Origin of the sequence: Streptomyces sp. NPDC059679 (genome assembly GCF_042734105.1) — a bacterium.
Taxonomy (GTDB): Bacteria; Actinomycetota; Actinomycetes; order Streptomycetales; family Streptomycetaceae; genus Streptomyces.
On record NZ_JBHWES010000001.1, the window covers coordinates 460,609 to 473,241 of the forward strand.

At 69.9% G+C, this 12,633-nt stretch carries 15 protein-coding genes and 1 pseudogene; 1 reads left to right on the forward strand and 15 read right to left on the reverse strand.

The window, feature by feature from the left end:
* Positions 1–22 precede the first annotated feature (22 nt).
* From ACFV2X_RS02065 to ACFV2X_RS02100, 8 genes are all read right to left on the reverse strand, one after another.
* Positions 23–1,828, reverse strand: a complete 1,806-nt coding sequence (locus tag ACFV2X_RS02065; RefSeq protein ID WP_385610107.1) for a complex I subunit 5 family protein — start codon at positions 1,826–1,828, stop codon at positions 23–25.
* On the reverse strand, positions 1,825–2,172 hold the full coding sequence (locus tag ACFV2X_RS02070; protein ID WP_385610110.1) for a sodium:proton antiporter: 348 nt from the start codon (positions 2,170–2,172) through the stop codon (positions 1,825–1,827). The genes ACFV2X_RS02065 and ACFV2X_RS02070 overlap by 4 nt, the downstream gene beginning before the upstream one ends.
* Complete coding sequence (locus ACFV2X_RS02075; RefSeq protein WP_385610113.1) at positions 2,169–2,927, reverse strand: MnhB domain-containing protein; 759 nt, start codon at positions 2,925–2,927, stop codon at positions 2,169–2,171. The genes ACFV2X_RS02070 and ACFV2X_RS02075 overlap by 4 nt, the downstream gene beginning before the upstream one ends.
* The gene (locus tag ACFV2X_RS02080) at positions 2,924–3,193 is read right to left on the reverse strand and encodes a hydrogenase subunit MbhD domain-containing protein (protein WP_385610407.1); all 270 of its coding nucleotides are present in this window, start codon (positions 3,191–3,193) and stop codon (positions 2,924–2,926) included. Before ACFV2X_RS02080 ends, ACFV2X_RS02075 begins: the two co-directional genes overlap by 4 nt.
* Entirely contained in the window at positions 3,186–3,677 is a 492-nt protein-coding gene (locus ACFV2X_RS02085; RefSeq protein ID WP_385610116.1) for an MrpF/PhaF family protein, read from the reverse strand. Before ACFV2X_RS02085 ends, ACFV2X_RS02080 begins: the two co-directional genes overlap by 8 nt.
* Complete coding sequence (locus tag ACFV2X_RS02090; RefSeq protein ID WP_385610119.1) at positions 3,674–3,850, reverse strand: hypothetical protein; 177 nt, start codon at positions 3,848–3,850, stop codon at positions 3,674–3,676. Before ACFV2X_RS02090 ends, ACFV2X_RS02085 begins: the two co-directional genes overlap by 4 nt.
* Positions 3,851–3,933: 83 nt before the next feature.
* Entirely contained in the window at positions 3,934–4,329 is a 396-nt protein-coding gene (locus tag ACFV2X_RS02095; RefSeq protein ID WP_385610122.1) for a DUF6479 family protein, read from the reverse strand.
* A gap of 126 nt (positions 4,330–4,455) precedes the next feature.
* Positions 4,456–4,899: a CBS domain-containing protein gene (locus ACFV2X_RS02100; RefSeq protein WP_385610124.1), complete on the reverse strand. Its 444-nt coding sequence runs from the start codon at positions 4,897–4,899 to the stop codon at positions 4,456–4,458.
* Positions 4,900–5,143: 244 nt separating this feature from the next.
* On the opposite strand from ACFV2X_RS02100, the pseudogene ligD reads away from it, so the two are divergent.
* Positions 5,144–6,090, forward strand: a pseudogene (gene ligD, locus ACFV2X_RS02105) (non-homologous end-joining DNA ligase).
* Between the two features lie 28 nt (positions 6,091–6,118).
* On the opposite strand, the gene ACFV2X_RS02110 reads toward ligD, so the two are convergent.
* From ACFV2X_RS02110 to ACFV2X_RS02140, 7 genes are all read right to left on the reverse strand, one after another.
* The gene (locus tag ACFV2X_RS02110; RefSeq protein WP_385610126.1) at positions 6,119–6,703 is read right to left on the reverse strand and encodes a hemerythrin domain-containing protein; all 585 of its coding nucleotides are present in this window, start codon (positions 6,701–6,703) and stop codon (positions 6,119–6,121) included.
* A 101-nt stretch (positions 6,704–6,804) separates the two neighbouring features.
* Positions 6,805–7,032 (reverse strand): DUF5133 domain-containing protein, encoded by a 228-nt coding sequence (locus ACFV2X_RS02115; RefSeq protein ID WP_385610128.1) that lies wholly within the window; start codon positions 7,030–7,032, stop codon positions 6,805–6,807.
* A gap of 44 nt (positions 7,033–7,076) precedes the next feature.
* Complete coding sequence (locus ACFV2X_RS02120; RefSeq protein WP_385610131.1) at positions 7,077–7,403, reverse strand: plasmid stabilization protein; 327 nt, start codon at positions 7,401–7,403, stop codon at positions 7,077–7,079.
* Between the two features lie 633 nt (positions 7,404–8,036).
* Positions 8,037–9,617, reverse strand: coding sequence for an FAD-dependent oxidoreductase (locus ACFV2X_RS02125; RefSeq protein ID WP_385610133.1), 1,581 nt, complete (start codon positions 9,615–9,617; stop codon positions 8,037–8,039).
* Positions 9,618–9,762: 145 nt separating this feature from the next.
* Positions 9,763–10,374 (reverse strand): hypothetical protein, encoded by a 612-nt coding sequence (locus ACFV2X_RS02130; RefSeq protein WP_385610136.1) that lies wholly within the window; start codon positions 10,372–10,374, stop codon positions 9,763–9,765.
* Positions 10,375–10,483: 109 nt separating this feature from the next.
* Positions 10,484–11,881: an aspartate aminotransferase family protein gene (locus ACFV2X_RS02135; RefSeq protein ID WP_385610138.1), complete on the reverse strand. Its 1,398-nt coding sequence runs from the start codon at positions 11,879–11,881 to the stop codon at positions 10,484–10,486.
* A gap of 64 nt (positions 11,882–11,945) precedes the next feature.
* A complete protein-coding gene (locus ACFV2X_RS02140) occupies positions 11,946–12,620 on the reverse strand; it encodes a GntR family transcriptional regulator (protein ID WP_385610141.1) in 675 nt (224 codons plus the stop codon).
* Between the last annotated feature and the right edge of the window lie 13 nt (positions 12,621–12,633).

Below are 12,633 nucleotides of genomic sequence, written 5' to 3' on the forward strand. Positions count from 1 at the left end.
GGCCGAAGGGGAGCCGGGGAGCTCAGACGAGCAGGGCTCCCAAGAGGGTGATGCCCACCAGGAACCACGCGACGTAGTCGCCCACATGGCCGGAGTGCAGCCGTCTCAGCGGGGTGAACCAGCGGGCCGGTTGGCCCGCCGAACGCCGTGTGGCCAGCAGTGCCAGCGCCGCCGCCAGGGCGGTGGCCAGCAGACCCCACAGCAGGCCGGCCGCCGTCCAGTGCGGCGCGGGGGCGGGCGCGGGCTGTGCCGGCCGGCCGTACAGTACGGAGGCGAGGTAGCCGTGGTGATCGGTGAAGGTGTCCGCGGCGTGACCGACACCGGTGCGCAGGCCGGGGACCAGACCCACCGCCAGCGCCCCGGCGAGCAGTACGGCCGGTGCGGCGAGCATCGAGTCCGGGATCCGGGACAGCGGCCCGCCCCGCGTCTCCGGCTCCTCCGCTTCGCCGGTGGTCTCTTCCGGGGCGTCCGGAGGGCGGGTGCCGAGCCCGAGGAACACCCGGGCACCGGCGCGCAGCACCGCGCCGCCGGTGAGCGCCGAGACCAGCACGAACAGTGCGGTCCCCCAGCCCCCCACAGCCTCCTCGGTGACCGACTTGCCCAGCGCGGTGCCGAACGGTGGCAGCCCGGCGAGGGCCAGGCCACCGAGCCCGAACATCGCGCCGACCCCGAGCAGTTCCCGTCCCCTGCCGTGCAGTTGGTGTTCGTCGACGCTCCCGTAACGGTCCAGCAGGATCCCCACGCAGGCGAACAGCGCGGCCTTGGTCCCGGCGTGTGACAGGACGTACAGGGCGACTCCGCCGATCCCCTCGGTAGTGAGCTGCGCCAGGCCGATCAGGAACAGCCCGGTGTGCGCGACCGTCGAGTAGGCGAGCATCCGCTTGAGGTGACGCTGCTGCCAGCACATCAGCGAGCCCAGTACGGCCGTCAGCACGCCCAGGGTCAGCACTGCCCGGTGTACGTCGGGGGCCGGGATGCCGCCGGGGCCGGCGAAGACGGTCCAGTAGACGCGGGCCGTCCCGTATACGCCCAACTCGACCATCACCCCCGACAGCAGCATGCACACGGGGGTCGGTGCCACCGCGTGCGCGTCGGCGAGCCAGAAGTGGAAGGGAACCGCGGCGGCCTTGACGAACAGTCCGGTGGCCACGAGGACGAAGGCCGCGATCACCAGCGCGTCCGGACCGTCGGCGGGGTGGGCGTCCAGCGCCTGTCCGATCTGCGCAAGGCCCAGTTCGCCGGTGCGGGCGTACAGCAGGGCGATACCCGACAACATGGCGTAGCCGCCGAGCGAGTTGACGACACCGAACACCAGGCCGCCCTGCACGGCGCGTGCCTCCTCGACGCGGTAGCCGGTCAGCGCGTACGCGACCACACTCATCAGCTCGAAGAAGACGAACGCGTTGAAGAGGTCGCCGGTCAGAGCGAAGCCGCACATGCCCGCCTGGAAGAGCAGCACCAGTCCGGGGAAGGCACCGGCATGGCGTCGTGGCGGTTCGTCGAAGTATCGCCAGGCGTAGGCGAGTGCGGCCAGCACCAGCAGCGAGACCAGAGTGGCAAGCCCCAGGCCGATGCGGTCGCCGACCAGGACGATGCCGACGCTCACCCCGCCCTGCGGCCGCCAGTCCCCCACCCACTCGACGAGCGGCGCGGCGGACGACGGGCCGGCCGCCGCGGCCCACAGGGCGAGCGCCGCGCCGGCCGCGGCGAACAGGCAGGCCAGTAGCTCGGCGGCGTACCGCGGCAGCCGGCGGCCCGCTCCGACCAGCAACGCGGCGCCGAACAGCGGGACGCCCACGATGAGTGGCAGGATCCGCGCGGCGGTCATCCCCTCAGCTCCGAGAGCTGGTCGGGATCCACCGTCCCGTGCCGTTTGGCGATCTGGATGACCAGGGAGAGCAGCAGCGCGGTGACGGTCGCCCCGATGACGATGTCGGTGAGGGTGAGGGCCTGGACGACTGGGTCGACGACCGGGCGCGAGCCGGGGGTGATGTCGGAGAAGACCGGGGCGGTGCCGCCCTTCCGGTACCCGATGGCGAGCAGCAGCACATACGTCGAGGACTGACAGACCGAGAGACAGCCCACCGCGTGGATGAGGTTGCGGCTCGTGGCCAGCCCGTAACAGCCGATCAGGAACAGCCACCCCGCGACCGCATACGGCAGCACGCTCACCGCTCGCCCTCCGCATCGACGTCCTGTCGTTCGCTCTCGATCTCCACGGCCTGGTCCAGGAAACCGGCCAGCAGGACCACGACCCCGGCTGCGACCTCCACTCCGATGGCGGCATTGAGCAGCGGGACGGTGCCGCCGGAGGCAAGGGTGTTGAAGGTGCCGTAGGGCAGGAAGTTCGTCAGGAAGGCAGCACCGGTCAGCAGCGCGGCCGCGCCCAGCAGGAGGTAGCCCGCCTCGCCCGCGGCGTCCGCCACCTCGTACAGGCCGACGGGGCGGATCCGCTCCAGCGCCCGGTAGTCCACGGCGATGTAGAGCAGGTGCAGCGAGGTCGCCACCACCACGCCGCCCTGGAAGCCGCCGCCCGGGCTGAGCTGGCCGTGGGCGACGACATACAGTCCGATCAACAGGGTGACCGGCAGCGCGAGCAGGGCGTAACGGCGTACCGGCGGCGCCACCCGGACCGGCTGTGGGGGCAGCCGGTCCTCATCGCGGGCCTGCCGTAGCAGCACGACGGTGCCCAGGACGGAGCCGAAGAGGATGGACTCCTCGCCGAGGGTGTCCAAGGCACGCTGGTCGAAGTTGACCGAGGAGACGGTGTTGGCGGTGTGCCGGGCGAGAGCGGCCCGCACCGCGCGGTCGCCGTAGGGGTGCCGCTGTCCGCCGAAGGCGGGCAGGTCGTAGCAGGCCAGTAGATACAGCACGGCCGTGCCCAGGCCCCCGAGGGCCAGCACCCACAGCCGCATCCGCGCCCTCACTCGCGCCCCTCCCGGCGCTCGCCGCGGGCCCTGCGGCGCACCTTGCGCACGGACAGCAGCACCATCAGCGGCGTCACCGCGGCACCGACCGCCAGCTGGGAGAGCGCGACGTCGGGCGCCTGAAGCAGCAGGAAGAGGGTGGCAAGCGCAAGGCCGAACAGCGACATCAGAAAGGACTGCCGCACAGGGTCGCGCACCAGGACGGTTCCGGTCCCGGCCGCGGCCACCAGCAGAAGGCCGAGCAGCAACGGCAGGTCGTCAGCCATCATCCATCCCCTCCACAGGCGCTCCGGGCGGGTGTCCCGCGGTGGCGGCGGCGGTCACCGCCTGGGCCGCGCCCCAGCTGCCGAGAATCAACAGGGCGCCGATGACCAGTAGTTTCACCATGGCCCGACCAGGGCCGGTGACGAGGCACAAGGGCAGCAGTACCGCCGGCACCGCCAGGTAACTCAGCGCGGTCACCGTACGCAGCGAGCGCGACTGCGGCGGGTGGTACGCCAACTCGTCGGAAAGCAGACGCGCATAAAGCAGAGTGCCGGCCGGACCGAGCGCCGAAAGGACCAGCGCCGTATCGGTATAGGCCGTGCGACGAAAACCTTGGGCCAGCAAGAGGAAGACCAGAGACAGAAAGGTGGTGGTCAGGTTCTGTGCCGGCACGCGGCGACGGGCCGGGCCGGTGGCCGCACACCATGCAGCCGGTGCCACTCCACAGAGCAGCGATGCGGCGCCCGCGGCGGTCCAGCCGTTCACGGGTCACCGGCCGCGCGCCGCGCGCCGCGGGCGGCAGCGGCCGACACCAGTCCGGCACCGGCGCCGACCAGCCACTCCAGGGTCTCCACTGGGCCGATCAACACGATCCAGAGCAGGACCAACATTGCCCACCAGCCCAGGAGTTCGGCGCCCGTCATCAGTCGTCGCGCCACCGTCTACGCACCTCCCGCCCGCCGGGTATCCGGCCCACAGGCTCACATGTACGGACCCGGTCGCCCCGTCACCGCGCCGCGGATTACCTCCCTCGGGGGTGCCGCGCGCGGGTGCGGGCCGCACTTTCACGGTCGCCATCGCCATCGCCGTCGCCATCGCCATCGCCGGGGGAGATCTGGTCTTCGCGCGGCCTGCTCGGCGCGTTCCCGAGTTCGTACGGGGTGCGTCGGCCTCTTTCCCCCGTGGCACGGGGCACCTCGTTCGGCTCGCGTATCTGCCACTCCGCGCGAACCGGCCCCGACTCGGGCAACGTGGGCTGCTCGGCGGGCCCGGGTGGTGCGGGCTCTTCTCGTCGCACCCGAATGCCGAGTTGCACGGTCCACACCAGCGCGGCCGTGATGAGCAGACCGCAGAAGACGATGGCGACCATCCCTGCCGCCGCCCCCGCAGCGGCCGTTTGCTCTTGTGTCGTGTCCATCGGTCCTGAGTACCCGCCCGTCGGCATCGAATGCCCGGCAGCGGCGAGCGCGTTTCCGGTGATCCCCGCGGACCGGAGACCCGCGGCATCGGATCCGTTCAGCCGGATCCGTTCAGCCGGATCCGTTCAGCTCCGTCCGGGCCCGCCGTGGAGGTCAGGGGTCGGTGCCACGGTGCGCGCACGCCTCGATTCCGAGTTCTCCTCGATTGCCAGATCGCTGAAGCAGACGCTGCCGATGGGCTTCCCGTCTCCGTCGACGACCGGGACGCGCCGGACCGAATATTCCCGCATCACCTCGATGACCTGGTCGACGTCGTCGTCCGCGCCGACGGTCATCAGGTCCTCATTCACTGTCCGAATCACAGCCGTCTGCTCAGGGTCCGCCCCGTCAGCGAGTGCGCTGACCACCAAGTCGCGGTCGGTGACCAATCCCCTCAGACGGTCGCAGTCCTTCACCAGGACCGCACTGACGCCCTGATCGCGCATCAGCCGGGCCACGGATGCCACTGACTCCTGTGATTCGACCATCATGGGAACATCGGCCATGAGGTCGCGTACGCGCTGGGCCATGATGAACCCCTTCACGATCGGGCGGCGCCGGTCACCACGCTCGCCTGCCGGGTACCCCGCCACCAACCACCTCATCCGCTGAGCGCACGCGGCGTTCGGGCCGGGGAAGGGATGTCCATGTCGCGAGCCTGGCTCGGGTGGCCCGTGGCGTTATGGGTCAGTGAGGCGGGTACCCGGCGGCCATGGAGCACACGGATCGCCCGGAACACTCGGTGGTGACTCCGGTGGAGACGGCGGCCGCGCCATGAGCGGCAGCCGCGACGTGCGTACCGTCCGCGCCGGACGCCGCACCATCGAGGTCCACCGGCCGGACAAAGTACTGTTCCCCCCGGACGACGACGGTGACGGCAAGGAGTACACGAAGGCAGACCTCGTCTCGTACTACCGGTCCGTCGCCGCCTTCATGCTGCCGCACCTGCGTGGCCGCCCGCTGATGCTGGAGCGGCATCCGGACGGCGTAGACGGGCCTTTGTTCATGCAGAAGAACACCCCCGCGCACTATCCGGAGTGGATCACCCGGGTCGAGGTGCCGAAGGAGGACGGCACCGTCTGCCACACCGTCTGCGACGACTCCGCCACCCTCGCCTTCCTCGCCGACCAGGCGTGCCTGACCCTGCACCGCTGGCTGGCGCGGCGCGAGCAGTTCGACCGTCCGGACCTGATGGTCTTCGACCTCGATCCCGCCGACACTTCCGGGGACGGTTTCGGCGCGGTTCGCGAGGCCGCCCGATGGCTGGGCGAACTGCTCGGCGAGTTGCGGCTGCCGTCGGTCCTGATGACCACGGGTTCGCGCGGACTGCACGTCGTCGTGCCCCTCAACGGACGTCACGGCTTCGACGAGGTGCGCGCCTTCGCCCGGGACACCGCAGAGCTGCTCGTCGCCGAGCACCCCGACCGGCTGACCACAGCCGCCCGCAAGCAGGACCGCGGAGACCGGCTCTACCTCGACATACAGCGCAACGCCTACGCGCAGACCGCCGTCGCCCCTTTCACGGTGCGCGCCCGGCCCGGCGCCCCCGTCGCCGTGCCGATCACCTGGGAGCAGCTCGACGACCCGGACCTGGGCCCCCGCCGCTGGACCATCGCCAACGCCGCCGACCGGGCCCGCGCCCGCCCCTGGTCCGGGATCACCGGCCGGGCCGGGCCCCGGGCCCGGCCCGGCGTCGGCTCGGCGCCCTGCGCGGCTCATGACGGTTCGGTCAGAAGTCCTCAGCAGTCCTCAGCTCGGCATGGCGGCTTTGATCGCGTCACGTGTGCGGTCCACGAGGGACGCGAACGGGCCCACGCTCCACTGGGCCGCGGGGGACCCCGCCGCCAAGGGGTGCGGGTGGGTCGGTGCGATCTTCTCGGCCGCGCGCAGCATGGTGCCCATGCGCCGGAGCTGGTTCTCCGTACGCCCTTCGTGCACCGCGGGGAACTCCTCGTTCTCCTCGTGTTCGGCGTGGTCCACCACGGCTCGTTCGAACTCCGCCAGGCGGGTGTCGAACTCGGCGCTCGCGACATCCATCTTCTCCAGTGCGGCGAGCACCTTGTTCGCCTCTTGCTCCTCATGGTTGCGGGCATCGGCCTCCTTTTTCCCGGCGGTCTCCCGCGCGACCGGCCGTACGATCATTTCCTCGGCCGTCTCGTGCACCGCCAGCAGGGCCCTCAACTCATCGAACGCCTGCTGCTTGTGGTCGCCCTCCGCGCCCTTCACATCCGCGAAGAGATCCCGTATCCGGGCGTGCTGTTCCAACAAGATCCCGACCACGTCCCCCTCCGGCATCTGGGCTGCGAGCCTGCGTTCCGTCTTCGCGTCGCTCATGGCGGCTTCCCTCCTCGTGGGGCTTCTGTCTCAGCCCGGCGAGTCACCCGACCGCCAGGGTCGGAAACAGATCAACATCGTCTTCCTCCCACGTGGATTTCTCAGCAGTCCACGACGGAATCGTCATACACACGAGCGCCGGGGAGCTGGTACCGGGCGGCGACCAGAGCAGTGTCCACATCCCGAGTCCCGGTCGAGATGCACAGGGTGTAAGCCACGTCGTCCATGCGCTGCCGAATTTCGGGCCCACCCGCTTCCGCATGCAGTGCCTGGAGGGTTTCGTACTGCTGGAGGAGATTGCGCAACACCACAGGGTGTGCCATCAGCATGGCGGTCCGACCTTTCAGACTGAGTGCGCGACGGCCCTGGGCGGTCAGCGGCCCAGGGCCTTGGCCAGCTGTTCCTTGTTCATGTGGGAGCGGCCCTCGATGCCTCGCTGCCTGGCCTCGTTGTACAGCTGGTCGCGGGTCGGGCCTTGGGGGCCACCGTGCGAATGCTGGCCGCCCCGCTGGGGTGCGGACTTCCTGTCCTGTGTCGAGGTCCGGCCGACGGACTTCGACTCCCCGGAACGGGCGCGTTCCTTGTTGACCGTTCGAGCGGCGATTTCCTTGGCACGGCCGGTGGATGCGCCGCGCTTCTGGGCGTCTTCCTTGATGTGCTCGTACTGTCGCTCACGCTTGCGGTCGGATCCTGCGGGCATGATTCGTCCCTCCCGTCCAGATTTCCCCGAGTTCCGTGTCCCGTGTCCCCGTGATTTCCGGTCCATAACCGGATGCGACGAAGTCCGCCAATCGCGCGCGGGTGGTGTCGCGCGCCTGACGCCGACCCTGCCGGACGCATTCCCGGTCCGGGACTCCAGGGCCGACTGCTTCAGCACCCCGCCGGGCGATACGGTCCTCTGCCGGCGCCACGCGTCCTTGCCCGCGCAGAGAAGAACACTCGGGCTGGTGGTGCCGAGGAGATCGGCGCGGGACTTCAGCAGGGCGGGGTCGATAAGGTCGCCTTGCAAAGGAAACACCGAGCCGTTCCGCGAACGCCCTCTCGAAGGACACCGGAGACTCCCTGCTTGTGTCCGGGCAGGGTGAACGGGAAGGCCCCACGCTCGTGACACCGGGCAAGGGCCTCCAGAACGGGAGCCTCCGTTTGGTCCATGAGCCACGGGTGCCCCCGCCGGCCGGGGGACAAACGGCCCACCGGGCGACCGAAGAGGGGCGACGGGAGGGGTTCCGCTGTGTGGAGAACCGAGCAGGGCCGACGGATTCGTCAGGAATCACCATGGCGATCAGGGGAGCCCGGCGAAGTGCGGTGGGCAGGCGGAGCCCCGCCGGCCCGTTCAGAAGGGCAATCGCGATGGAGACCTACATCCAGGACGCGGATCCTCGATCCGCTTCAGCGGGTGTACCGCCGGGCCCTGCAGCACATGGCCGTCGACCGCGAACCGCGAGCCGTGACAGGGGCACTCCCAGGTCCGCTCGGCGTCGTTGAACCGCACCAGACAGCCCAGGTGGGTGCAGCGGGCGGACAGCGCGTGCAACTCGCCGCGCTCATCGCGGTGGACGGCCCGTTGCCGCCCGCCGAGGCGGACGACCGCCCCGCCACCGGGTGGGATGTCCCGTACCGCGCCGGTGCCGTCGGCAGACAGCCGGTCACCGATGAAGTGGCGCGCGGCGGTGGCCTGGAACCTGAGCAGCGCGGGGGCCTCCCGTACCGGATGCAGCCGCCGCGGATCGTACAGGCCCTCCCACGGCAAGGGCCGTCCCGCGAGTCGCGCGGCCAGCAGCCGACCGGTCAGTACGCCGCCGGTCAGGCCCCACCCGGCGAAGCCCGTGGCCACGAAGGCATGACGGGAGGCGGGGTGCAGGGGGCCCACGTAGGGCACATGATCGGTGGTCCAGTTGTCCTGCGCAGCCCAGCGGAAGGCGGGTTCGGCGTCGGGGAAACGATCATGCGTCCAGTCGATCAGCCGCGCGTAGCGTCGTTCGACGTCACCGGCGCCGGGGGTGAACTTCTCCCCGGTGACAATGAGCAACCGCCGGCCCGGCCGGTACGGCGCGGTGCGCACCGAGCGGGTGCCGTCCTCGGGGGTGAGATACATGCCGTGCGGGGCGCGGTCGGAGGGGAGCACCGCGGCGATGACCAGTTCCCGTTTCACTTCCAGACGGGGGAAGAGCAGGGCTCGGTCGAAGATGGGATAGGCCGTGGCCACCACCACGTCGCGGGCCCGCAACCGCGCTCCGCGATCGGTGGTCAGACGGCACGGATGGCCCTCGCTGAGACCCGTCACACGTGAGTGCTCGAAGACCAGACCGCCTCGCGCGACCAGATCCTCCACCAGTGCCAGCAGGTACTTGCGCGGGTGGAACTGCGCCTGCCCCGCGACCTCCACCGCCCCCGTGACCGGGAAGGGCAGGTCGGTCCCGGTCGTGAACGAGGCTTTCAGCCCGGCTGCCGAGGCGGCCTCCGCCTCGGCCCGCACCTTCTCCACGGTCTCCTCGCCCTCGGCGTACGTGACGGCGGGGCGCTCCTCAAGATCGCAGTCGATCCCGAGCTCGGCGGCCACCTGCCGCACCCAGTCCACGGCGTCGGTCTGCGACGTGGCGTAGCGCCGGGCCGCCTCCTCCCCTCGTGCGGTGCGGATGTCCTGGTACGCCAGCCCCTGGAGGGCGGAGAGCTTGGCCGTGGTGTGGCCCGTGGCACCGGCGGCCAGCCGGCCCGCCTCCACCAGCGCCACCCGGCGTCCGGCGCGCGCCAGCTCCCAGGCCGTGCAGATACCCGCGATACCGCCGCCGACCACGGCGACCTCGACATCCGGAGCGGTGCCCTCCCAGCCGGGCTCAAGCGCCGGGAAGGACGGTCCGGGTGCCGACGACATCCAGTACGACGAGGGCGCGTACGCGGTGGGAGGAATCGTCATCGCCGGCTCCTCTCCCGTCCTCTCCCGGGCTGTTGCCAGTCTTGATTCGGTCCCGAGTGCCCACACACGGGCTGATTACCGCTCCGGAGGGGAGTGTGTGGTGGACGTCCTGGCCCGCGGACCGCCGGTTCTTCGAAAAACCTGATCAGAGGTCGATGGAGTTGTAGCCACAGGTGAGGTATCGGCCGTACCCGAACCGTTCCTCGAGGTCGTCATCCGGGTCGACTTCGTCGTCGACCGTAATGGCCTCTCGCCATGTCGATTTGTTCCCCTGGATCTGCCGGACATAGACGCCTTTCCCGTCAGGAAGTACCGGCTGCTTCAACTCGGGGAGCGCAAGGCGTGCCCAGTCGATCGTCACCTCGATGTCGTCGGCTTCCTCTTCCACGATCGCCTGGAAGACGTTATGGAGGTAGAACTCGATCCATTCACCGGGCTCGTACTCGTCCATCTCCTCTTCGTACTCGCTTCCGGGTTCGGGCTCTCCCCCGTGCGGCTGCCCGCCGCTCCCGAAGCTGATCATGGTGAGTTCGGGGACCTTGACCTGGAGGAATGGGTAGAGGTCCACCTCCATCGCCAACTGCCCTGCCTGGTAAACCCTGACGAGGAAGTTGTCCCTCGCCCCGGCCCAGTTACCGAGCCGGATGTACTCGACCGCGGCCTGCTGGATCGCGGGAAGGCTGTGGCTGACCTCGATGTCCTCCCATCCACCGCCGCCCTGGTGAAATGATCCTTCGAACACGTAGAAGCTGTACACGCCGTCTCCCCGTATCGTCGTAGCCCGCCCCTGGGCCGACGCCCCAACCTCCGATGAGGCGGATTGGGGCGTGGCACGTGTCTACCAGATCGAGCTGACAAGCGGCGGCTCAGCGGCCGTGGCGGAAGTGGCGGTCCGCGTCGGTCAGGGCCTGGCCCAGCAGATCGACGATGTGGTCGAGTTCTTCCTGGGTGGCGATCAGGGGCGGAGCGATCTGTACGACCGGGTCGCCACGGTCGTCCGCGCGGGCCAGGAGTCCGAGGTCGCGCATGCGGGCAGGGAGGAACTGCTTGATCAGTTCGTCCTTGCGCTCGGCGTCGAAGCGCTCGCCGTCCGGTCCGGCGACGAGTTCGAGGGCCCAGAAGAAGCCGTCACCACGGACATCGCCGACGATGCTCAGTTCGGTCAGTTCGATGAGCCGCTTGTGGAGGTGCCCGGTCAGGGACCGGACGTTGTTCAGGACACCGTCTCGTTCGAAGATGTCGAGGTTGGTCAGGGCGGTGGCGGCGGCGACCGGATGGCCGGCGAAGGTCAGCCCGTGCAGGAGTGTCACGCCGTCGTCGTAGAAGGGCTCGGACACCTTGTCGGACACCAGGACGGCGCCGAGCGTGGCGTAGGACGAGGTGAGCCCCTTGGCTGTGGTGATCATGTCGGGGACAGCGCCGTACTTGGACACCGCGAAGTACTCGCCGATACGGCCGAAGCCGGTGATGACCTCGTCGGCGACCAGGAGGAATCCGTACCGGTCCGCCATCGCCCGCAGCCCTGCCCAGTAGCCCGCCGGGGGTGTGAAGCAGCCACCGGCGTTCTGCACGGGTTCGGCGATCAGCATGGCCACGTTCTCCGGGCCGGCCTCCAGCACCGCCGCCTCGGTTTCGGCCAGCAGCCGCTGGGTGAAGGCGTCCTCGTCGGCGTCGGTGGTGCGGTAGCGGTTGGTGTTGGGCACATGGGTGACTTCGAAGGCCGGTGTGCCGAAGGGTTCCTTGAGCGCCGGAATGCCCGTCAGCGCGAGGGCGCCCATGGTCTGGCCGTGGTATGCGGTGTGACGGGCGATGGCTTTGGTGCGCTGCGGTTGGCCCTGCGCCACGTGGTACATGCGGGCGAGCTTCCACGCGGACTCCACGGACTCCGAACCGCCGGAGGTGAAGAACACGCGGTTGATGCCGTCGGGGGCCAGCGCGGCGAGTCGTTCGGACAGCTCGATGGCGGCGGGGTGCGCGATGTTCCACAGGGTGCTGAACGGCAGGCGGTTCAGCTGCTCTTCGGCCGCCTTGGCGAACTCGGGTCCGTAGGAGTAGCCGAGCTGGGCACAGAACAGGGCGGACAGGCCGTCGATATAGCGTTTCCCGGCCGCGTCGTGGACGTAGACGCCTTCGGCCCGGTCGGGCAGGAACACTCCCTGCCCGTTGCGCAGGCTCGCGTGCCGGCCGAAGTGCAGGAGCAGATGGTCGCGGGCGGCTGCCTGCAGCTGGGCGGCCCTGAGGGCGGTGGCGGGCTGATCGGGCATACGGCTCTCCCAAGAGGTTGGCGGGCGTACCGTCCACGGCGTGGGACGAGAAAGGGCGGTGTCTTCAGGTCTCGTCGGCACGTGTCAGGTCACGCACCGCCGAGTCCAGATGCGCGTTGACGGCGTCCAGCAATGCCTGTTCGTCCTCGCCCTGGAGCAGGACCACCAGCTGCTGGTGTTCGGCGACGAGCAGTTCCTGCTCCGGGTAGAAGTCCATCAGGCTGCCCAGGCAGATTCGGGTCTCGGCGAGGAGGGTGGTGAACATCCTGCTGAGTCTCGGGCTCTCGGCGGCGTCGACGAGAGCGCTGTGGAAGGCCAGGTCCTGCTCGGCGACGAGGCGGCTGTCGCCCTGTCCGGCCAGGGAGCGCATCTCGTCGACGACGGCCGCGAGCCGGTCGAGGTGGGCCTGGGACCTGCTCCGGTGCAGCTGGGTGGCCGCTTCGCGCTCAATGGCACGCCGGGCGGTGTAGATGTCCCTGATGTCGGCGGCGTCCAGCTCGACGACGAACACCCCCCGGTTGGGGATGTTGGTCAGCAGCCCCTCCTGCACCAGGCGCTGGAGCGCTTCCCGTACGGGCCCGCGGCTGACGCCCAGCCGGGTCGCCAGCTGCGGCTCGATCATCCTGCTGCCCGGCGCGAACGCGCCGGAGACGATCTGACCCCGCAGCCGGTCGGCGATGATCTCGGAAGTGGTCCGCGGGTTGACGGGGGTGAGCTCCTCGAGCCCCGGCTGCGACACGTTCCCTGATCTC